Here is a 21,751-nt window from a genome sequence, read left to right on the forward strand (position 1 = left end):
CGGATTGCGACCTTGGTCGTAGATGCCGCGCCGGTCGCGATGCGGTAGACCCCGGTAGACACGATGGACTGACAAGCCGGATCACCGGCACGTACCGTGGGCACAGGGGATGGATCGATGACAATGGCGACGCGCGACCGACTGTCGTTTGGACGATTTGATGGTATCGCTACCAGCCTGGTCGCGCTGGCGACCGTGCTGGCCTGTACGCCTGTATCGGCCCAGACCGTCGCACCGCCGCCTGCCCCGCTCAGCGATCAGGCCGAGCCGACACCCGATCCGGTTGCGCCGCAAGCCTCCGCCGCCAGCCTTGCCGGTGACGCGCAGGCTCCCGCCTCGGTTAGCGACATCGTCGTCACCGGCACGCGCATCACGTCGAGCGGCTTCAACGCGCCGACTCCGACGACGGTGATCGGCGAGGAGCAGATCCTCAAGAACGCGCAACCCAACATCTTCACGACGGTGGCGCAATTGCCCTCGCTGCAGGGCTCGACCGGTGCCACCACGGGCACCTTCAGCACGTCGAGCGGATCGCAGGGGTTGAGCTCGTTCTCGTTGCGCGGCCTCGGCACGATCCGCACGCTGACCTTGCTCGACGGCCAGCGCGTCGTCGGCGCCAACGTCACCGGCGTGCCGGATATCAGCCAGTTCCCGCAGTTGCTGATCAAGCGCGTCGACATCGTCACCGGCGGCGCCTCGGCATCCTATGGTTCGGACGCGGTCGGCGGCGTGATCAACTTCATCACCGACACCAAGTTCACCGGGTTCAAGGCCAACGTCCAGACCGGCGTGACCACATACGGCGATGACGGCCAGGTGCTGTTCCAGGCCGCGGTCGGCAAGAGCTTCGCCAACGACAAGCTCCACGTCATCCTGAGCGGGGAATATTCGAAGGAGCAGGGCGTCGGCCCCGGCAATTTCGGCGAGGACCTCGCCGGCAGCCGCGACTGGTACCGCGCGACGACCTTGGTCGACACCGGCATCCGCAACAACGGCTCGCCGCAGCTTCTCTACCGCGACCACGGCCAGGCCTATCAATACACCAAATACGGCCTGATCAGCGCGGGGCCGCTGCAAGGCACCGCGTTCGATGCCAACGGCCAGCCGTTCCAGTTCCAGTACGGCTCGAACGGCGTGCCGTCGAAGAATGCGGCGGGCAATGTCACCGGCTGTTATGTCGGCTTCTGCGTCGGCGGCGATCAGTCGGGGCATGTCGGATCGGGCACGTCGCTGCAATCCGCGATCCAGCGCCTCAACGGCTACACCCGCATCAGCTACGACGTCGCGCCCGACATGGAGGTCTACATGACCGCCAACGTCGCGCAGGTGAAGACGCACAACCAGCCCAATCCTGGCGCATCCAAGACCGGGCTGACCATCCAGTGCGCCAACCCGTATCTGCCCGCGTCGATCTCGGCAGCCTGTGCGGCGAACGGCATCACCAATTTCCAATACGGCCTCAGCAACGCGATACTGCCGAACATCCAGGTCAACACCGATCGCCGGCAATATCGCTTCGTCGGGGGCCTGAAAGGCAAGTCCGATCTGCTGGGTACCAGCTGGACCTATGACGCATCGTACGAGCACGGCATCAACATCACCGACATCAACGTCGACAATGTCAGCCTGACCGGACGCTACAACCAGGCGATCAACGCGACGCGGATCAACGGCCAGATCGTCTGCGCCGATGCGGCCGCGCGCGCCGCCGGGTGCCAGCCGATCAACATCTTCGGCGGCACCACGCCGTCGGCGGGTGCGCTCGCCTATATCACCCCCGCAGCGGGGCCGTTCCAGCATACCAAGCAGACGCAGGATGCCGCCGCCGGCAGCATCTCGGGCGAGCCGATCACCTTGTGGGCAGGCCCGTTGGCGCTGGCCGCGGGTATCGAATGGCGCCGCGAATTCTACCGCGTCAACGCCGACCCTTACGGCGCAGGCGTGTCCGCGATCAGCCCGAATTCGACGCTGTACCCCAGCGATCCGAACCTCAATTCGACGATTGGCAGCAACTGGTACGCGGGCAACTACAAAAACGGCACGGGCAAATACACCGTCCTCGAAAGCTTCCTCGAGATGAACCTGCCGATCCTCGACTCGAAGACGCTCGGCCGCGCGAACGTCAACGCCGCCGGCCGCGCGACGCGCTATTCGACCTCGGGCGTGGTCTATGCCTGGAAGGTAGGCGGCACGTGGGAGACGCCGCTCGACGGCTTCCGCCTGCGCGCGGTGACGTCGCGCGACGTCCGCGCACCGAACCTGTCGGAGCTGTTCGCCGCGCCGACCACCACGACCGTCCCCAACTTCACCGATCCGTTCCGCAACACGCAGGTGCTGATCATCCAGAACACGATCGGCAATTCGGCGCTCCGCCCCGAGATCGCGCGCAGCACCGAGGCGGGCATCGTCCTGTCGCGGCCGACATGGTTGCCGGGGCTCAGCCTGTCGTTCGACTATTACACGATCAAGCTGAAGGACGTCGTCTCCAGCCTGACCGCGGCGCAGATCGTCAATCTTTGCTTCCAGGGCAACACGGACACCTGCAGCGCGTTCAATCTTCAGAACACCGCCGGGCCGAACTTCGTCAACGTGCAGTCCTTCAACCTGGCGTCGATCAAGACCAACGGCTTTGATATCGAGGGCAGCTATCAGTGGCGCAAACCACTCGGGATCGACGGCAATTTCACGGTCCGGGCGCTTGCCACCCACGTCATGAAGTACGTGACCGATCCCGGCCTGCCCGGTACCATTCCCGTGGATACGGCGGGTGCCAATTCGGGTGCGACCCCCGACTGGAAGTGGCTCGCGACCGAAAGCTACGACAATGATCAGTTCAGTCTCACGCTGCAGCAGCGCTGGTTCAGCGATGGCGTGATCGGCCATCAATATGTCGTCTGCCAGCCCGGCAACTGCCCGGTATCGACCGCGAACAACCCGACGATCGACTATAATAAGATGAAGGGCGCGTTCTACTTCGACGTCGGCGGCGCGCTGAACGTCACCAAGCAGGTCAGCATGTTCTTCAAGGTCGACAATCTGTTCGATCACGATCCCGAACCGTCGCCACAGACCAATACGGGGCTCGACGTGAACCCGGCATTGTACGACACATTGGGCCGGTTCTACCGGATCGGCGTGCGCGCGCGGTTCTGACGGGTCCGGATCGCCTATCCTTCCAAACGCCGGGACGCTCTATTCATGGATTTTGCACGACGCGATATCATCCTGTCCGCCGCCGCACTTGCGCTGAGTTCGGCGGCGTGCGGCGCAGGGCGGCCCGACCGCAAGCTCGGCTATGCGATCGTCGGGCTCGGCTCGTACGGGCTCGACGTCATCATACCCCAGTTCGCCAATTGCACGCACAGCCGGCTGGCCGCCGTGGTCAGCGGCGATCCCGTCAAGGCGAAGCGGGTCGCCGCCGAGCACGGCCTGCCCGCCAGCGCGGTCTATTCCTACGCCAATTTCGACTCGATCCGAAACAATCCGGATGTCGACATCGTCTATGTCTGCCTGCCCAATGCGCTGCACGCCGAGTACACGATCCGCGCGGCGAAGGCGGGCAAGCACGTGATGTGCGAAAAGCCGATGGCGGTCTCGGTCGCGGAATGCGAGGCGATGATCGCCGCGTGCAAGACCGCGAACCGCAAGCTGATGATCGGCTATCGCTGCCATTTCGAGGCCTATAACCTCGAGGCGATGCGCTTGGCGCATACCGGTGCGGCGGGGAAAATCCGTTATGTCCGGTCCGAGCACGGCTTCGTCCAGCGCGATCCGTCGAAATGGCGGCTGAAGCGCGCGTTGTCGGGCGGCGGGTCGCTGATGGACATGGGCATCTACAGCCTCCAGGCGGCACGCTACATGACCGGCGAGGAACCGGTCGCGGTGACCGCCCGCGAATCCACCGACCGCCGCGATCCCCGCTTTACCGAGGTCGAGGACATGATCGACTGGACGTTGGAATTCCCCTCGGGCGCGATCGCCGGATGCCAGTCGATGTACAGCGCCAACCAGAACCACATCCTGTTGATGGGCGACGCCGGCCGGATCGAGCTCGAGCCGGCAACGCGCTATGACGGCAACCAGATGTGGGTCGGCAAGGACGGCCGCGAGCGCGCGGTCACGCCGCCGCCTGGCCCCGGCAAGACGCAGTTCGCGGGGCAACTCGATCACCTCGTCGATTGCGTCCGCACCGGGCGCGAACCGATCGTGTCGGGCGAAGAGGGCCTGCGCGACATGCGCATCGTCGAGGCGATCTACCGTTCCGCGCGCGAAGGGCGGACCATCCGCCTGGACGGTCGCGCATGATCGCGCGTCTGGTGGCCGTTGCCCTCGCCCTCGTGTCGGTTGCTGCAACGGCGCAGACCACGGATCCCACTGCCTTCGCATCGGGTGCCGAAGTGACCTCGCAGGTCGCAGCGATGGCGAAAGCCATGAAACCCGGACAGGGCTTTGCGTGGCAGCCCTTGGTGCGCGACGGCGAAACGGTGGCCGCGCTCGAATATTGGAAGACCCCGGGACGCCCGGCAGTGCATCCGGACCAGGCCGAATACGCGATCGTCATCGCCGGTGCCGGGACGCTGATATCGGGTGGCACGCTAGAGGCAGCAAAATCCGTCAAGCCCGACCTCACCGAAGGCGACCGCATCGTCGGCGGCACCACGCGCACGTTGAAGCCGGGCGACGTCATGCTGATCCCGGCGGGCGTACCGCACTGGTTCGGCATCACCGGCGGCCGCCTCGTACTGCTCGGCACGAAGCTCCCCGTGCGGCGGTAGGCGCAGGTCGGAAATGATTGCCGGAGCCGAAGGCCCGTCATCCTGACGAACGTCAGGACCCAGAGCCATGAGCGCTGGCCTCCGTAACCCTGGGTCCTGACGTTCGTCAGGATGACGGTCGGCGGAATGTCAGGTTGCTATGAAATACACGCTGCCGCCGACCGATCGTCCCCCGCCCGGGGGGGATTCGGAGGGTCTGACTCACCCCCACCAACCGCGGCGCAGCGGCACGCGCAGGACGCGGTCGTTCGCAGTCAGGTACAGCGCCCTCCCCCGCTCGCCGAACGCGCAGTTCGCGATCGGCGCCCCGGTCGAGATCAGCCCCAATGGTTCGGCCTCGGGCGTCAGGATCATCATCCCGCCCGGCACCGAGCACACCAGCGTGCCATCGCGCGCTACCTTCATGCCATCAGGCAGACCCGCGCCACCGCGCGCCTGCATCGGTTTCGCATCAAGCCAGACCCGCGCGTTACCGGGCCGCCCCGCGGAATCCAGATCATAGACCATGATCCGGGGCGCGGTTTCGTCCGATACCGATACGTAGAGCCGCCGCTCGTCGGGTGACAGCGCGATGCCGTTGGGGCGCGTCAGTCCGCCGTCGAGCAGCTCGACACCGCCGTCCCGCGTCCAGCGATAGACGCCGTTGACCGTCATCTCCTTGTCCGGCGAGGCGTCGCCGTCGACCAGTCCATAAGGCGGATCGGTGAAGTAGATCGCACCGTCGCGCGCGACGTGCAGGTCGTTCGGGCTGTTGAAGCGCTTGCCGCGATACCGGTCGATCAGCACCTCGCGACGGCGCGTGACCAGATCGACGCGGTCGATCGAGCGGCCGCCGCTGTTCGCGATCAGAAGCTTGCCCGCACGATCGAGCGCAAGACCATTGGCGCCCGGCTCTCGGACGCGTTTGGGATCGGTTCCACCGGCGCCGGACGGATCGAGGAACGGCATCGCACGGCCACCCTTGCGCCAGCGCCGGACGATATTGGCCGCGGGGTCGGAGAACAACAGATACGATCCCGAGTCTTGGCCGGCTTCGACCCACAACGGCCCCTCTGCCCAACGAATCCCGGTGGCGATCGTCTCGATGACCGCGTTCGGCGCGATCATGCGGTCGAGTACCGGCGACAGACGGACGATCCGCGGGACGACGGCACGCGCCTCCGCAGCGCCAGCCGTCGCGGCGCGCGCGGAGCCGAGCAGCGCCAGTCCACCGATCATGACGCTGCGTCGATCCAGCGCGAGGCCGTTACGCACTTCGGACGACGAACGACTCTGTCCGGTTGGTTCCCACGTCATGCCGTCATCCTCCGCGTTGCACTTGGTAGCGCTATCGCCCAAGATGCGACGATAAAAGCGAGAGGATCACTGTGTCGATACCGAAATGGGGATACGCCACGGCGTTCGGAGTCAGCGTCATTCTCGCCAGCCCGGTCTTCGCGGCCACCGCGCGTACGATCGCGGTCGACGTACAGGCACCGACGACGCCCCGCGACCGCATGGCCGAGCTTTCCATCGGCGCCGATTTTCCCGGCACGCTGCAACGCGAGGACAGTCTGGCGCAGCTCGGGCTCGTCCAGAAGGACCTGCGCTTCCGCTATATCCGCTTCCACAATGTCTTCGCGGACCAGCTGGGCGTGTACCGCGAGGCGAACGGCAAGCCGGTCTATGATTGGCGCAAGCTTGATCGGCTCTACGACCGGTTGCTCGGCATGGGGCTCAAGCCGTTCGTCGAACTCGGCTTTACCCCCGATGCGATGAAGACGTCCGACCAGACGATCTTCTACTGGAAGGGCAACACCTCGCATCCGCAGCCCGAGAAATGGACCGCGCTGGTCGATGCGTTCACGCGCCACATGATCGACCGCTACGGTGCCAAGGAAGTCCGCAGCTGGTATTTCGAATTCTGGAACGAACCCAATCTCGCGGGCTTCTGGGAAGGCGCCGATCAAACCGCGTATTTCGACTATTACAAACGCACCGTGCGCGCGATCAAGGCGATCGACCCGGCGTTGCGCGTCGGTGGACCGGCAACCGCAGGCGCTGGCTGGGTGCCCGAATTTCTCGCTTATGCGAAAGCCAATGCGGTCCCGGTCGATTTCGTCAGCACGCATACCTACGGCGTCGAGGGCGGCTTTCTCGACGAGAAGGGCGAAGGCGACAACAAGCTGTCGCGCGATCCCGATGCCGTCGTGAAGGACGTTCGCGCGGTGCGCGCGCAGATCGACGCCGCCGGCCGCCCCGGACTGCCGCTGTTCTTCACCGAATGGAGCACCAGCTACAATCCGCGCGATCCGATCCACGACGATTATCTCGGCGCGGCCTATGTGCTGTCGAAGCTGCGGCGCACCGAGGGGCTGGCGCAGGGCATGAGCTACTGGACGTTCAGCGACCTGTTCGAGGAACCCGGGCCGCAGGCCAAGCCGTTCGAGGGCGGCTTCGGGCTGATGACGCCGCAGGGTGTGCGCAAAGCGACGTGGTTCGCCTATAAATACCTCGCCGAGCTGGGCGACCGTGAAGTGCCGACCGGCGACGCCCAGAGCATCGCCGCGATCAAGGGCCGGACGATCCAGCTGCTCGCATGGCGCGACGTCCTGCCCGACCAGCCCGTGAGCAATCGCCCGTTCTTCACCAAAATCCGCGTTCCCGCCGCCGCGGCGCCGCTCGATATCACGCTCGGCAACCTGAAGCCGGGATCGTACCGCGTCACGGTACGCCGCACCGGCTTTCGCCAGAACGACGCCTATACCGCGTATCTCGAAATGGGCAGGCCGGCGGTGCTGACCGGGGCACAGCTTGCACAGTTGCAGGCAGCGACGCGGGACTTGCCGACCACCAGCACGCTTCGGGTCCGCGCCGATGGCAAGGCGACGATCAACCTGCCGATGCGCGATCACGATGTCGTGATGATCGAGCTGACACCGGCCTGAACCGAGTACGGCCCAGCCGGAGCAGTCGGACACTTTCGTCGCGTTCGAGGATTGGAGCACCACCCCGCACAGACCACAGGACACCGTCATGCGCATCGATCTTATCGGCAAGACCGCGCTCGTCACCGGCTCTACCGAAGGCATCGGCTTCGGCATCGCGCAAGGGCTCGCACGGGCGGGCGCGACCGTCATCGTCAATGGCCGTACGCAGGCGAAGGTCGACATGGCGGTCGAGAAGATCGGCGGCAATGCGCGCGGGGTGGCCGCAGACCTCGGCAACGCCGACGGTCATGACGTGCTCGTCGCCGCGGTGCCGCACGCCGATATCGTTGTCAGCAACCTCGGTATCTTCCAACCCGCCGACTTTTTCGACGTCGACGACGCGACCTGGGACCGGCACTGGCAGGTCAACGTGATGGCCGGCGTTCGATTGGCCCGTACATACCTGCCGGGCATGGCGGCGAACGGCTGGGGACGCCTCGTGTTGCTGTCGTCCGAATCCGCCTTCAACATTCCCGTCGAGATGATCCACTACGGCGTCAGCAAGACCGCCGACGTCGCGCTCGCACGCGGCCTCGCCAAGCGGATGGCGGGCACCGGCGTGACGGTGAATTCGGTGCTGCCCGGTCCGACCTTGTCCGAAGGCGTCGAGGCGATGCTCGAGGACGAGCGCGCCAAGACCGGCAAGCCGATCGACGAGGTCGCCGCGACGTTCGTGCAGACGCATCGACCAAGCTCGATCATCCGCCGTGCCGCCACGGTCGAGGAGGTCGCGAACATGGTCGTCTATCTAGCCTCGCCGCTTGCCTCCGCCACTACGGGAGCGGCGATGCGCGTCGATGGCGGCGTGATCGACACGCTCTGATACGGCACCGATGGATCCGTTTCTCGCTGCGCTCGACCGGCTGCCGAACGGCTATAGCGAGGGTCTGTTCGCTGGCCGTCGCTGGGGCGTCACGCTCGATCTTTCGGCGGATCGTCGGCGGTGCTGGGTCTGGGGCGAAGACCTGGGCGGCAACGCACGGATCAGTTTCAACCTTTACAGGTTGGCGGACCGGCCCGTGCTACGCCCCTGCGAGATGCCCGCCGAAACCGTGATCGCCTTCATACTCGGCTACACGCCCGATCCGGTGCGGCTCACGCCACCGCCGTCGCGTGGATAGGCAGGAGTGCCGCACCGATCGTCGCGGCGGCACCCTCCAGCGTGGACACCGAGATGATCGGCACGCCGCTGACATGATCGCCGATGTGCATCGCGCCGAAGTCGATATGCTCGACGAGCGCACGCAGGATGCGGTTCGGCAGCGGGCTTGAGATCACGAACTCGCCCGGATCGATCCACGCAAGCCCCCAGTTTATGATCGGTGCGATCTGGCTGGCGGCGCGCCGGACCCAGGCGTCGACGACGTCTTCATACCCAGCGACCACCGCCTCGAAATCGACCAGCGAATGGATCTCGCAACCGGCTTCACGCAACGTGATCAACAGGTCGAGCGTCGAGGGGCGTGGCCGGTCGTTGGGATAGAGACAGCCGATCTCCCCCGCGCTCGCCATCGCGCCGCGCAGGATCCGCCCCTCGACGATGATCCCCGCGCCGATCCCATGGCCGAGCAGGATCACCACCGCAGTCGAGCAGCGCCGCATCAGTCCGCCGACATAATATTCCGCCAGCGCCGCGGTATTGGCATCGTTCTCGATCCAGATCCGGTGACCGATATGCTCCTCGAACAGCGTCTTCAGATCGATTCCACGCCATGCCCCGAGGCTGTCGACGGTCCAGCGCCGATTCCCCTCGGGCGAGAGCGACGAGCCCGGAACGCCGATCCCGACGCCCAGCAGTCGCCGCCCGAGCAGCCGGTTCTCGATCGCCATGGCGTGCATCGAAGCCGTGACGCGTGCGGCGAACACGCAAGGATCGGGATCGTCGAACGGTTGCGAGCTGTGTGCGATCACCCCGCCCGCATAGTCGACGAGCGCCACCTCCATCAGCCCGCGGTGGAGCATCGCACCGACCGCGTAGCCGGCGTCGGGCGATATCCGCAGCGGCACGGCGGGCCGACCGGGCGTCACCGGCTCCGAACTCGGACATTCCTCGATCAGTCCGTGTGCGAGGAGGTTGCTCGACAGCCGCGTCAGCTTCGACGCGCTCATCGCGAGATCGCCGGCGAGCTGCTTGCGCGATCGTGCACCGACCGAGCGCAGGACCTGCATGATCCGCCGCTCGTCATCGTCCAGTCTCAGCTTGGCATAGGCCATTGCCTGCTCCCTCGCTGATCCCGATAGTCGATTAGTTTATTTCGTGAAATTAATTAAAATCGTCATATTCCACGTCCAGCGGCGTGGCAACGAACAGGGTTGGGGACGAACAGATGACCAAATTTGGCTTGCGCACGGGTTGCGCCATTCTCGCGTTGAGCATCGCCGCGCAGTCGCCGGCCTGGGCCCAGACCGCCCCCACCACGCCGCCTGCCGCCACGCCCCCGGCCGAAGCGGTCCCGGAAGCATCCGCACCCGACGCCGCGGCGCCTGACGCCGGCGGCGGCGACATCATCGTTACTGGCTCGGCTCGCCAGCAGCGCCGCTTCGACGTCTCCTACGCGGTCAACTCGCTGAGCAACGCCGACATCCAGAAGCTCGCGCCGATCAACTTCGCCGACCTGCTCGGTAAGCTCCCCGGCTTCGCAGTCGAGAACACCGGCGGCGAGGTCCAGAACATCATCCGCCTGCGCGGCCTGCCGAGCGACGGCGGCCTGGTCACCTTTCAGCAGGACGGCCTGCCGCTGTTCCACGAGAATGACGGCAATTTCTTCCGCGGCGACAGCATCAACCGCTTCGACCTGATGACGCAGCGTGTCGAGGTCGTGCGCGGTGGCCCTGCCCCGGTCTATGCGAGCTATGCCGCGGCGATCGTCAACAACATCACCGTGTCGGGCACCGATACGACGCGCGGCAAGGCGCAGGTCACGCTCGGCGACACCGGCCTCTACCGGCTCGACGGCTATCAAGCCGGCCCGATCGACGACTCGACCTATTACGCGATCGGCGGGTTCCTGCGCCGCCACGACGGCTACCGCGACAACGGCTTCCCCAACGATCGCGGTGGCCAGGTCCGCGCCAACATCAAGCACGACTTCAGCAACGGCTCGCTGCGGGTGTCGGGGAATTACCTGAACGACCACAACGTGTTCTATTTGCCGATCCCGACCGCCGACCCGCGCGATCCGAGCAAGTCGCTCAACCAGTATATCGACTTCTTCAGCGGCACGATGAATTCGCCTGCGCTGCGCAACGCCAACATCCGCTTCCGCGAGGCCGACGGCACGACGCGCAACGTCGACGCCGATCTCGGCAATGGGCGCCACACGCAGTTCGGCAACGTCGGCGTCCAGTACGACGCGGATTACGACGGCTGGAAGGTCGCTGCGAAGGGCGGCGTCAGCGTCGGCAAGCTCCATTTCAACGCGCTGTATTCGACCAGCAACCCCTCGGACGCCAACGCCTATGCCGCGAGCAACCTGACCGCGGCACGTACCGCGTTCGGCGCGGGCGTCACCCGGCTCGGCTATGCGATCGCCGGCACCAATGGCGCCGAAGTCTACGACCCGAGCACTGCCTCGGGCCTCGTCGTCCCCGCGCAGTTCCGCGACGTCGTCTCGAAATATTATTCGACGCAAGGGGACCTAAGCGTCACACGCTCGATCGCGACCGGGTTCGGCACGCATGATCTCCGCGTCGGCGTGTATGGCAGCCTGTACGGCGAGACCAACGAGGTCGCGTATCAGGACTATCTGCTCGAGGTGAAGGGCAAGCCGCGGACGCTCGATCTGATCGCGTACAACGCCGCGGGCCAGGCGGTCGGTTCGATCACCGACAACGGCGTGCTGCGCTATACGACCACGCTCAACCGCGGCAACACCGACGCGAAGATGTACGCGCTCTACGCCAACGACACCTGGGAACTGACCAAGGGCCTGACCCTGGACGGCGGCGTCCGTCACGAACGCTACAGCTTCAACGGCTATGCCTTCGCGACGACCTCCGCAAACCTTGGCGACCCGACCACGCTCGCCGACAATGCGGTCCGCGCGTTCACCGGGCAGATCATCAATTCGAAGCTGAGCCCGAGCATCACCAACTGGACCGGCGGGATCAACTACGACGTCACGCAGCATCTCGGCGCGTACGCCCGCGCGTCGCATCTCGAAACGCCGCCGTCGACGCAGGTGACGTATCAGATCAACCCGACGATCATCACCTCGAAGGCGAACCAGTATGAGGTCGGGCTGAAGGCCGCATTCGGCCGGTCGTATCTGTACCTGATCGGCTTCTACACGCGCTACAATCCGCTCAACGCGTCGTTCGTCGCGCTCGACCCGGTCACCGGCCGCAACGACCAGTCGGTGCCGTTCGTCGGCAAGGCGGAGATCAAGGGCATCGAGATCGACGGCAACCTCGCGCTGCCGCACGGTTTCGCGGTCACCGGCGCGCTGACGATCAGCGACCCGCAGTATAAGAGCCTCGTCAACGCCAACGGCGCGAGCGCGGGCGACGTCGAGGGCAACCAGATCGTCCGCGAGCCGAAAATCTACGGCAACATCCGCCCCTCGGTCGACTTCGACGTCGCGGGCAATTCGGTACAGCTGTACGGCCGCTACGAATATACCGGCAAACGCTATGTCGACTTCTTCAACAACACCGCCCTGCCCTCGTATCAGACGGTCGGCGCTGGGCTCACGCTGACGCACGACACGTGGCAGATGCAGGTCGTCGGCGACAATCTGTTCAACGCGAAGGGCCTGACCGAGGGCAACACGCGCACCGATCAGTTGAGCGGCCAAGGTACCGCGGATGCGATCTACGGCCGCCCGATCTTCGGTCGAAACGTCCGCCTCGTGGTCAGCAAGTCCTGGTGACGGGCTTGCGCATGGTGATAGCGGCGCTGGCGATGACGGCGGCGGCTCCGGTGTGGGCGGAAACGTCCGCACCGGTGGCGGTCAGCGACACGGTGGTCGACACGTTGTCGGAGCGACTCTTCCCGATGCTCGGCGCGCTGGGGCGGTTGCCGACAGCGACGCTCGATACGCGGGCGCGACGGATTGCTGCCTGCGGTGACGTACCCGCGTGCGTGATCGAGGCGACGATCTGGACCGATCAGGACCGGGCGATGATGGCGGAAAGGGTGGCCAAGACCGGCGCTCTGCGGTCGATCAAGACGAATGCGGATCTGCCAGTTGCAGTCGGTCTCGACCAGGAGCTCGAAGCGCTGAACGTGGTGCTGCGGGTCTACGGCCTCGGCTTGCAGGGCCGCTATCCCAAGATCGACGGCCCGATCTTCGCCACCGACACGCCGTTCTTCGCCGACAGCGTGAAGGTCGCGATCGATACCGCGCGCGCCGCGTCCGATGCGCCGCCCGCGACCATCGTGGCCAGCGTGCGGTTGGCTGTGGCGTTGCTCGATGCCAACGATGCGACGGCGGCGACGCGGTTCGAACCGCTCGACCAGCGCGAGAATGCAGGCGCACGCACACTTGCCGCGCGGACCGATTGGAAGGCGTTCCGCTACTCGCTGCTGATCGTCCCCGGCGTCGGTCCTGAAGATACGAGCACTAAACTCAGCCCGCGCAGCAAGCTCCACGCGCTGCTCGCCGCGCAACGCTATCGCCAGGGTCTCGCACCGTTCATCCTCGTCTCGGGCAGCGCGGTGCATCCGCGCGGCACGCGGTTCGTCGAAGCCGTCGAGATCCGCCGCGCACTGATCGAGCGCTATGGTATCCCCGCCGACCGCGTCATCCTCGAGCCGTACGCGCGGCACACGACCACCAACCTGCGCAACGCGACGCGGCGGATGGTGGCGCTCGGCATTCCGCTCGATCGGCCGACGCTGATCGTGACCGACGCCGAGCAGAGCAAATACATCGAAAGCCAGACCTTCACCGACCGCAACCGCACGGAACTGGGCTATCTACCGGGTGCGGTCGGGCGGCGACTGTCAGCGTACGACCTGGAATTTCAGCCGTCACGGCTATCCCTACGCCAAGATCCGCGCGATCCTCTCGATCCATGAGCGAATATTTCAGACGCCCGATCCCTGTAAGTACCCCTGCCGCCCCCCCGGCGAAGGCCGGGGCCCAGTTGGGAAACGTCGCCAACGGAGGGCCGCGCTCGGTTACATCGACCTTTCCTCCTGGGCCCCGGCCTTCGCCGGGGAGGCGCCGCTGTAAGGCTGGTTTTCTGTTCGCAGCCATCTTGGCGACCCCCGCCGCCCTGACCGCACAAGAAACCCCCGCAGACCTAGTCGACCCCTTCGTCGGCACGCTCGCCGACTTCGGCCAACTCTCCCCCGCCGCCGTCGCCCCGTTCGGCATAATGCAGCTCGGCCCCGACACAAGCCCCGCCAACCACGCCGGCTACGACCATGCCGCGACCACATTGCTCGGCTTCTCGCACACCCGCGGCGTCGGAGTCGGCTGCGGCGGCGCAGGCGGCGACCTGATGATCTCGCTGCGCTATGCTGGCCAGACCGGCCCGGCACTGATCGACAAGCGCAGCGAAACAGCTTGGCCCGGCATCTACCGTGTCCGCTACGATGGCGGGATCCTCGCCGAGATGGTGGCGACGCGGGGTGCGGGCGTGTTGCGCTTCACCTTACCTCGCGCCGGCGCGGTCGACCTGCGGATCGACCCGCGCCACAGCTATTCGAAACGCCTGTCCGCTAGCTGGGGCAGCCTCGCCAGCGACGACCTCCGCGCCGACCTCGTCGCAGGCACGGTCTGCGACCAGGGCGCCTATCATCTCCACACCGCCAGCCGGATTCTCGTTAACGGACGGTCGATCCACCAGACGCTGACCGCCGGCGCGAAAGATCTGGCGACGCTCCACATCGCCGGCAAAGCGGGCGACGCGATCGAGATCCGTACCGGGCTATCCACTGTCGACGGACGCGGCGCGGCATCGGTTCGCGACGCGGAAGTCGGCAACAAATCCCTCGCCGCCGTCGCAGGCGAAACGCGCGCCGACTGGAACCGCATCCTCGGCCGTGTCGTGCTCAGCGGCTCTAGAGACCAGCGCGCGCTGTTCTACACCTCGCTCTACCGGGTCATGGAAACCCCGGTCGCGATCGACGATCCCGACGGCCGCCACCGCGACAATAGCGGCACTGTGCAGACCTCGCCAAAGGGCCGGACGCGCTACGCCAACTGGTCGCTATGGGACAATTACCGTACCCAGATGCCATTGCTCGCATTGCTCCAGCCCGAGCGCAGCGCCGATATCGCGCAGTCGCTGGTCGCGCTCTATGCGAATGGTAAAGCGCAATGGTCCACCCCCCACGAACCCTTCCTGACGGTCCGCACCGAACATGCCGGGATCGCGCTGCTCGACATGCATCGCAAAGGCATCGCGTTCGACGCAGCCGCCGCGCTGGCGGGAATGGCGGCGGACAGCAACACGCTCAAGCGCGGCACGCCGGACGAACAGATCGAAGCCGCGTATGACGATTGGGCAACCGCCGAACTCGCGCGCGATCTCGGTCGCACAGACCTCGAACGGACCTTCACCGCCAAGGCGCAAAGCTACCGCCCGATGTGGCGATCGGTGTTCCAGACGCCGGGCGCGGATGGTGACGTGGTCAAAGCGCGCGGGCTGTATCAGGGCACCTTGTGGCAATATCGCTGGGCGCCGATCTTCGACCTGCCGTGGATGACCGCGACGGTCGGTTGCGATCGCCTGCTCGGCGAACTGCATCACTTCTTCGATGCGGGCCTGTTCAACATGACCAACGAGCCCGACATTCAGGTGCCATGGATGTTCGCCGCGCTGGGCCAGCCGCAGGCGACCGCCGACCTCGTCCAGACGATCCTGACCAAGCCGATCGCGCACCCCTATACCAACAGCGGCAAGCTGCCGGTCCCGTTCGTCGGCCCCAGCTTCGCGCTGTCGCCGCAGGGCTTTGCCGACGGGATGGACGACGATGCCGGCGGGATGACCGCGTGGTACGTGTTCGCGACGCTCGGCCTGTATCCGCTGGTGCCGGGCGAGCCGTGGTACGTCGTGACGACTCCGGCGTTCGCGCGAAGCGCGATCGATCTCGGCAACGGCCGCACGCTGACGATCCAGCGCGCCGGCCCGGTGGATGGCCGGATCGCGAAGGCCAACCTGAACGGACGAACCCTCCCGAACTTTCGCGTCCGGCACGCGGACCTGCTCCGCGGCGGCACGCTGGTCATCACGACCGTCCGAAATGTCCCGCAACTGCAAGACACCGGCGCTAAGACCCCGAACGATGGAGCAAGCCGCCGCCGCTAGAGTTGCCACGGACGTCGTCGATCGCCCGGTCCACCGGGCACGGCTGGCCGGCTATGCGAGCGGAAACTTCGGCAAGAACGTCCTCGCCTCGACGATGGACTTCTTCCTGCTGTTCGTTCTGACCGAACGCTGGGGCGTATCGCCCGCCGCTGCCGGCCTGGTGGTGATGGTCGGCCTGGTTTGGGACGGCCTGTGCGATCCGCTGCTTGGTCGGCTGGTCGATCGTTCCGCAGACCGGCTCGGCCTGTATCGCCGGCTGCTGTTCGTCGGCGCGCCCGTCGTAGGCGTATTTTTCGCGGTGTTCTTCGTCGATCCGGGCTGGCGCGGGAGGGCAATCTTCGTCTGGGCGCTCGCGATCGTGCTGCTGTTCCGCACCGCCTATTCGGTCTGCGACGTTGCGCACAACGCGCTGATGATGCGGATGGCGCGATCGCCAAGTGCGGCGACCACGGTGTCGGGACTGCGCTACATGTTCAGTTGCCTCGGGGCGCTCACGGTCGCGCATTTTGCGCGGACATTCGTCGACCCGGCGCGCGCCGGTGGTGGCCATGCCCTCCTTGTCGTCACCGGGTGTGCGGCGCTGACCTATGTCGCGACCTTGTGGGTTTCGGCCGCTGCCGCACCGCGATCGCCGGTCGTGCCGGACATATCCGCCCCCCGTGCCCCGCTCGCCTGGGTTCTCGGCAACCGGCCGTTGCTGCTGTTGCTCGCGCTTGGCTTCGCGCAGGCGCTGACGCTGCCCTTTTTCGCCCAATCCTTCGCCTATATCGGCAAAGGCATAGTCCATGATGCGAGCTGGACCGGCACGGCGCTGACAACCCTCGCGCTCTCGCAACTCGTCGCGCTGCCCGGCTGGATGAGCATCGCCCGGCGCATCGGGCAACGCCACGTGCTTGCTATCGCGCTGGCCACGACCGCCGCCGGCTTGGCGCTGTTCGCGACAGGGTCGGCATCGACGATCGCCGGTGTCGCGCTGTTCGGCGTCGGCAATGCGGGGTTGCAGATGATGATCTGGGCGTCGCTCGCCGATGCGATCGATCACGGGGACCGCCAGACCGGCATGCGCTTCGAAGGGCTTCCCGTCGCGTTGCTGTTGCTCACGCTGAAATCGGGCGGTGGGCTCAGCGGTGCGCTACTCGGACATGGCCTGTCGCGGATTGGCTGGACCATTGCCACGCCGCTCACTGAAGCGCAGGGCGCGCGGCTGATGACGATGGCGTGGTCGGTGCCGCTGTCGGGCACAGGGCTGTGCTTTGCATTGGTCCTGGGTCTGAGTCGCTGGAGCCGGGCGTCGGATCGATAGGCACAGGCAAGACGTCCCTTCGGTCGATGTTGACGGCCGATACGGACCCTTTAGACCGATGACATGGGGATGGAGAGGGAACGATCGTCCGAACCGGGCGACAGGACGACGATCCTGCGGGCATTAGTGGAGAAATATAGCCGTCCGCTCAGCCGCTACTTCAATCGACGCGTGTCGGCTCCGCACGACGTTCCCGACCTCGTGCAAGAGGTGTTCCTCCGCCTCAGCCGGTTGACCGACCCCAACGACATCCGCCAGCGCGACAGCTTCATCTTCGTGACGGCGGCCAACGTCCTTAAGGATCAGGCGCGACGCGATCAGGTGCGCGGCGCGGGACTGTCGGATCCGATCGACGATTTTTCACTCGAAGGTTCGGATTTTTCCCCCGACCGCGTCTTGGAAAGCAGGCAGGTCGCCGATGCGCTGCGCCGCGCGCTGGCCGAATTGCCCGAGCGCACGCGCGACGTGTTCGTGCTGCGGATGCTGGAGGGATTGAAGATGGCCGATGTCGCGCATGCCATGGCCATCTCGACTCGCGCCGCGGAAAAGCATCAGGCGCGCGCGCTCGCGCAGGTCGCGGACCGTTTGAAGGACTGGCGCGCGTGAACGGTCGCGTGATGATCGAGGCTGCCGAGTGGGTCGAGCGTCTGGATGCGGCATCGGATGATTCGACGCGCGCGCAGTTCGACCATTGGCACGCGCAGCCGGGTCACAAGGTCGCATACGAGACGGTCGTCGACGCGCGCGAGGCGAGCACGGCGCTGGCGGATCATCCCGACATGCTCGCGCTGCGCCATGCCACGGTGGCGCGTGTCGCGCTGGCCCGTGCACCCAGGGCCCCGCGCCGGACCGCGCCCTGGTTGCTGGCGGCGGCGGCCTGTGCCGCGGTGGTCGCGCCGCTGGCGTGGCTGCGGCTGGCCGACGATGGTGCGCCGGCGAGCCGGATCGCAAGTGCCCCGATCTATCGCACCGCAACGGGCCAGCGCCTGATGGTGACGCTGACCGACGGATCGCGGCTGACGCTCGACACCGACAGCCGGGTCCGCGTCGCGTATAGCGATTCCGAACGGCGGCTCGTGCTCGAACGCGGCCAGGCGCTGTTCGAGGTGGCCAAGCACCAGCCCCGACCGTTCGTCGTTGTCGCGGGATCGCACGCGGTCACCGCGCATGGCACCGCGTTCGACGTGAGGCTCGATCCAGGCACCGTACAGGTCGCGCTGGTCGAGGGATTGGTGAGCGTCGCGACCAGCCAAGGCCAGGCCAGGCCGGTCAAGATGGTACCCGACGACGTTCTGACCGCCTCCGCCACCGGCATATCGGTGCGCCATGTGCCCGGCATGGCGCTGGCGCTGTCGAGCTGGAGCGAGGGGCGGCTCGTGTTCGAGGATACGAGCCTGCGCCACGCGGTCGCCGAGATGAATCGCTATGGCACGCCGCAGATCGCGATCGCCGACGCCGGCGCCGGTGCGGTCCGGATCAGCGGATCGTTCCGGACCGGCGACGTCCAGCCGTTCCTCGATGCGCTGGAATTGGGCTTTCCGGTGACGGTCGATCGCCGCGCCGATGGCCGCATCACGATCGCGACGAAAAAATACCGCTGAAAACGGATCGAACAGGTTCGGTATTTTCGGAGCGTTGCGTCTTTACCTTCAGATCGACCCCGGCAGAGGGATCGCACGTACAGGGAGGATTGCATGACATCCACAGGCAGGACCGTGCTGATGCGCGGCATGATGATGACCGCATTGGTGTTCGGCGCAGGCGGCATCCCGATCGGCGCGACCGCGCAGGCCGCGGTCGGCGTTCGCATCGCCCGGCAGGACATGAGCACCGCGCTGCTCGCTTTTTCACGCCAGAGCGGCAAGCAGATCCTGTTCGCGCCCACCCTCGTTCGCGGCAAGACCGCGCGCGCGGTGAACGGCCGGATGGCGGTCGGTGATGCGCTGACGACGATCCTGAAGGGCTCCGGCCTCGACCACCGCCTGACGCCGAGCGGCGCGTACCTGATCGTTGCCGCGCAGGAGCAGGCGGGCGCGATCCCCACAGCGGCGCAGACCGAGCCTACCCAGCCCGCCCCCGACCCATCGCCCGTACAGGCCGCGCCCGAGGAACCCGCCGCGGATATCGTCGTGATCGGCACCGCGGGCGGTGGCACGCGGCGGCAAAGCGCGGCGTTCGCGGTCACCACGATCGACAGCACGATGGCACAGCGTCTCGGCACCGCCAGCACCGCAGAGGTGCTGCGCGCAGTACCGGGTGTCAGCACCGAAAGCTCGGGCGGCAAGACCGGCGCGAACATCTTCGTCCGCGGCTATCCGTCGGGCGGCGATGCGGAATACGTCACCTTCCAGACGCAGGGCGTGCCCTTCTTCCCGCCGCCGACGCTGTCGTTTCTCGAGAACACGCAGCTGATCCGGATCGACGAGACGATCCAGCGCGTCGAGGCGGTCCGCGGCGGCACCGGCGCACTGTTCTCGAACGGCCAGCCCGGGCTCACGGTCAACCTCGTCCAGCGCGAGGGCAAGCAGACGCCGGCCGGATTGCTCAAGCTCAGCGGCACCGATTTCGGCGAGTTCCGCGTCGACAGCTATGTCTCGGGCCCGATCGACGACAGCACGACCTACATGGTCGGTGGCTATTACTCGACTTCGCGCGGCATCCGCGATGCGCAGTTCGAGGCGGAGCGCGGCGGTCAGATCACCGGCAATATCCGCCATGATTTCGACAAGGGCTCGATCCTGCTGTTCGGCCGCTATCTCGACGATCGTGGACAGTGGCTGCTGCCGATCCCGGTCGTCCAGGACGGCAACAAGATCCGCGAATATCCCGGCTTCGATGCCGGCACCGGCACGCTGGTCGGACGTGACACGCGGATCGGCGTGCGCAACGACGGCAGCCGCGTCGATCTGGCGGACGGCCGCAGCGCGAAGACCTATAATCTCGGCGGCAATTTCGACTACGACCTCGGCAGCGGCATCACCATCCGCGATCGCGGTAGCTGGATGGAGGGCGATGCCAACACGATCGGGCTGGTCCCCGGCGGCACCCCGCCGATCACCGCCGCCGCCTATGCTGCCGGCAAGGGCGGCACGATCGGATCGCTCACCTACGTCACCGGCGGTGCCGCGGCATCGCCCAACACCGCAGTCGTCGAGGCCGGGCTGTGGAGCGTCGAGAAGCATATCCAGGCGTTCGTCAACGATTTCGCGCTGGCGTGGAAGTCGGGCGGCAACACGCTGACCGGCGGCATCTATTACACACGCTACAAGTCGCGCGACCGGTGGAATCTCGGCAACAGCATGCTGCTCACCGCCGAACCCAATGCGCGCCGGCTCAACCTGACGCTGGCGGACGGCCGGATCGTCACGCGCGACGGCTTCTCGGGCGGTTCGACGTTCAAGGTCAACGCGCGCTACACCGGTGAGGACGTCGCCGGCTATGCGGTCGACGAGTTGCAGATCACCGAGAAACTGCGCGTCGATGGCGGTGTCCGCTATCAGCACCACTCGGTCGACGGCACGCTTGAGAACCTCGCCGGCACCGTCCCGGCGGCGGGCGCTGACGGCAATCCGCTGACGCTGTACGACAATGGCGATGCGCAGTTGAACGGCACCTTCCGCACGATCCGCTACCGCGGCGATGCCTGGTCGTGGACCGGCGGCGTCAATTACGATCTGACGCGCGAGATCGGCGCGTTCGTCCGCTACAGCCGCGGCAATAGCTTCCCGTTCTTCGACAATCTGCGCGACGGGATCGACGTCGCACCGCAGGTCGACAGCTATGAAGGCGGCGTGAAGGTCTCGACCGGGATCGCCAACCTGTATGCGACGGTGTTCCACAACACTTTCGACGGGCTCGCGACGACGGTCATCACCAGCGGCGCACCGATCGCGTCGGTTGGCGGTGCCAAGGCGACCGGCGTCGAGTTCGAGGGGCAGTTGCGGCCGTTCGGCGGCTTCACGCTCAGCGGCTCGGCCACCTATCTCGATGCGAAATACCGTGATTTCTTCACCGATGGCGGCCTGACCGACCTGACCGGCAACCGAGTCCAGCGGCAGCCGAAATGGCAGTGGCGCGTCACCCCTGCCTATGATCTGGAGCTCGGAGGCGACGCAAAGGCCGGCGTGTATGCGACGATCGGCTATGTCGGCGACCGGTTCTCCGACGTTCAGAACGCGCAGGTCCTGCCGAGCTATTACAAGCTCGATGCAGGCGCCACGCTCGATCTGACCCCGCAGATCCAGTTCCAGGTGATCGGCGACAATTTGACCGACGAGATCGGGCTGACCGAGGGCAATCCGCGGACGCTCGGATCGCAGGGCAGCGGCACGATCCTCGCCCGGCCGATCGTCGGTCGGTCGATCCGGTTTGGCGCCGCGTTCAAGTTCTGATCGGCACTACGGCAAATTCTGATAAGCGCTTCAGCGATCGATCCCGCCATG

At 66.1% G+C, this 21,751-nt stretch carries 15 protein-coding genes; 13 read left to right on the plus strand and 2 right to left on the minus strand.

The window, feature by feature from the left end:
- The first annotated feature begins 123 nt into the window (after nt 1-123).
- Genes C8J40_RS16930 through C8J40_RS16940 form a run of 3 tightly spaced genes read left to right on the plus strand, consistent with a single transcriptional unit; the run spans nt 124 to nt 4,775 of the window.
- Nucleotides 124-3,153, plus strand: a complete 3,030-nt coding sequence (locus tag C8J40_RS16930) for a TonB-dependent receptor (RefSeq protein WP_132898022.1) — start codon at nt 124-126, stop codon at nt 3,151-3,153.
- A 45-nt stretch (nt 3,154-3,198) separates the two neighbouring features.
- Nucleotides 3,199-4,305, plus strand: a complete 1,107-nt coding sequence (locus C8J40_RS16935) for a Gfo/Idh/MocA family oxidoreductase (protein ID WP_132898023.1) — start codon at nt 3,199-3,201, stop codon at nt 4,303-4,305.
- The gene (locus tag C8J40_RS16940) at nt 4,302-4,775 is read left to right on the plus strand and encodes a cupin domain-containing protein (protein ID WP_132898024.1); all 474 of its coding nucleotides are present in this window, start codon (nt 4,302-4,304) and stop codon (nt 4,773-4,775) included. Before C8J40_RS16935 ends, C8J40_RS16940 begins: the two co-directional genes overlap by 4 nt.
- Nucleotides 4,776-4,976: 201 nt before the next feature.
- Here C8J40_RS16940 and C8J40_RS16945 read toward each other — a convergent pair whose 3' ends face one another.
- Complete coding sequence (locus tag C8J40_RS16945; RefSeq protein ID WP_243693461.1) at nt 4,977-6,071, minus strand: SMP-30/gluconolactonase/LRE family protein; 1,095 nt, start codon at nt 6,069-6,071, stop codon at nt 4,977-4,979.
- Between the two features lie 71 nt (nt 6,072-6,142).
- Between C8J40_RS16945 and C8J40_RS16950 the strand changes: the two genes are divergently transcribed.
- The 3 genes from C8J40_RS16950 to C8J40_RS16960 all read left to right on the plus strand — a co-directional run bounded on the left by C8J40_RS16950 (nt 6,143) and on the right by C8J40_RS16960 (nt 8,865).
- Entirely contained in the window at nt 6,143-7,702 is a 1,560-nt protein-coding gene (locus C8J40_RS16950) for a cellulase family glycosylhydrolase (protein WP_243693462.1), read from the plus strand.
- An 88-nt stretch (nt 7,703-7,790) separates the two neighbouring features.
- Nucleotides 7,791-8,567, plus strand: a complete 777-nt coding sequence (locus C8J40_RS16955) for an SDR family oxidoreductase (RefSeq protein ID WP_132898025.1) — start codon at nt 7,791-7,793, stop codon at nt 8,565-8,567.
- A gap of 10 nt (nt 8,568-8,577) precedes the next feature.
- Nucleotides 8,578-8,865 (plus strand): hypothetical protein, encoded by a 288-nt coding sequence (locus C8J40_RS16960; RefSeq protein WP_132898026.1) that lies wholly within the window; start codon nt 8,578-8,580, stop codon nt 8,863-8,865.
- Here the strand turns inward: C8J40_RS16960 and C8J40_RS16965 are convergent.
- Nucleotides 8,840-9,958 (minus strand): ROK family protein, encoded by a 1,119-nt coding sequence (locus C8J40_RS16965; protein ID WP_132898027.1) that lies wholly within the window; start codon nt 9,956-9,958, stop codon nt 8,840-8,842. The two genes, C8J40_RS16960 and C8J40_RS16965, sit on opposite strands and share 26 nt — an antisense overlap.
- A gap of 113 nt (nt 9,959-10,071) precedes the next feature.
- Between C8J40_RS16965 and C8J40_RS16970 the strand changes: the two genes are divergently transcribed.
- From C8J40_RS16970 to C8J40_RS17000, 7 genes are all read left to right on the plus strand, one after another.
- Nucleotides 10,072-12,615, plus strand: coding sequence for a TonB-dependent receptor (locus C8J40_RS16970; protein WP_132898028.1), 2,544 nt, complete (start codon nt 10,072-10,074; stop codon nt 12,613-12,615).
- Nucleotides 12,612-13,766, plus strand: a complete 1,155-nt coding sequence (locus tag C8J40_RS16975) for a YdcF family protein (RefSeq protein WP_243693463.1) — start codon at nt 12,612-12,614, stop codon at nt 13,764-13,766. Before C8J40_RS16970 ends, C8J40_RS16975 begins: the two co-directional genes overlap by 4 nt.
- Before the next feature lie 182 nt (nt 13,767-13,948).
- Nucleotides 13,949-16,006 carry a glycoside hydrolase domain-containing protein gene (locus C8J40_RS16980; RefSeq protein WP_243693464.1) on the plus strand — a complete coding sequence of 686 codons (2,058 nt, stop codon included), beginning with the start codon at nt 13,949-13,951 and terminating at the stop codon, nt 16,004-16,006.
- Nucleotides 15,984-17,309 carry an MFS transporter gene (locus C8J40_RS16985; RefSeq protein WP_165911495.1) on the plus strand — a complete coding sequence of 442 codons (1,326 nt, stop codon included), beginning with the start codon at nt 15,984-15,986 and terminating at the stop codon, nt 17,307-17,309. Before C8J40_RS16980 ends, C8J40_RS16985 begins: the two co-directional genes overlap by 23 nt.
- Nucleotides 17,310-17,378: 69 nt before the next feature.
- The gene (locus C8J40_RS16990; protein WP_132898030.1) at nt 17,379-17,915 is read left to right on the plus strand and encodes a sigma-70 family RNA polymerase sigma factor; all 537 of its coding nucleotides are present in this window, start codon (nt 17,379-17,381) and stop codon (nt 17,913-17,915) included.
- Entirely contained in the window at nt 17,912-18,910 is a 999-nt protein-coding gene (locus C8J40_RS16995) for a FecR domain-containing protein (protein ID WP_132898031.1), read from the plus strand. Before C8J40_RS16990 ends, C8J40_RS16995 begins: the two co-directional genes overlap by 4 nt.
- Nucleotides 18,911-19,003: 93 nt before the next feature.
- Nucleotides 19,004-21,700 carry a TonB-dependent receptor gene (locus tag C8J40_RS17000; RefSeq protein ID WP_243693465.1) on the plus strand — a complete coding sequence of 899 codons (2,697 nt, stop codon included), beginning with the start codon at nt 19,004-19,006 and terminating at the stop codon, nt 21,698-21,700.
- Nucleotides 21,701-21,751: the final 51 nt, after the last annotated feature.

Source organism: Sphingomonas sp. PP-CC-3A-396 (assembly GCF_004343105.1).
GTDB lineage: Bacteria > Pseudomonadota > Alphaproteobacteria > Sphingomonadales > Sphingomonadaceae > Sphingomonas.

Bases quoted from the DNA above. Each gene is read 5' to 3' on its own strand.
- C8J40_RS16970 (WP_132898028.1), top strand. From the start codon at position 10,072: ATGACCAAATTTGGCTTGCGCACGGGTTGCGCCATTCTCGCGTTGAGC.
- C8J40_RS16935 (WP_132898023.1), top strand. From the start codon at position 3,199: ATGGATTTTGCACGACGCGATATCATCCTGTCCGCCGCCGCACTTGCG.
- C8J40_RS16930 (WP_132898022.1), top strand. From the start codon at position 124: ATGGCGACGCGCGACCGACTGTCGTTTGGACGATTTGATGGTATCGCT.
- C8J40_RS16990 (WP_132898030.1), top strand. From the start codon at position 17,379: ATGGAGAGGGAACGATCGTCCGAACCGGGCGACAGGACGACGATCCTG.
- C8J40_RS16945 (WP_243693461.1), bottom strand. From the start codon at position 6,071: ATGACGTGGGAACCAACCGGACAGAGTCGTTCGTCGTCCGAAGTGCGT.
- C8J40_RS16940 (WP_132898024.1), top strand. From the start codon at position 4,302: ATGATCGCGCGTCTGGTGGCCGTTGCCCTCGCCCTCGTGTCGGTTGCT.
- C8J40_RS16965 (WP_132898027.1), bottom strand. From the start codon at position 9,958: ATGGCCTATGCCAAGCTGAGACTGGACGATGACGAGCGGCGGATCATG.
- C8J40_RS16955 (WP_132898025.1), top strand. From the start codon at position 7,791: ATGCGCATCGATCTTATCGGCAAGACCGCGCTCGTCACCGGCTCTACC.
- C8J40_RS16960 (WP_132898026.1), top strand. From the start codon at position 8,578: ATGGATCCGTTTCTCGCTGCGCTCGACCGGCTGCCGAACGGCTATAGC.
- C8J40_RS16985 (WP_165911495.1), top strand. From the start codon at position 15,984: ATGGAGCAAGCCGCCGCCGCTAGAGTTGCCACGGACGTCGTCGATCGC.
- C8J40_RS17000 (WP_243693465.1), top strand. From the start codon at position 19,004: ATGACATCCACAGGCAGGACCGTGCTGATGCGCGGCATGATGATGACC.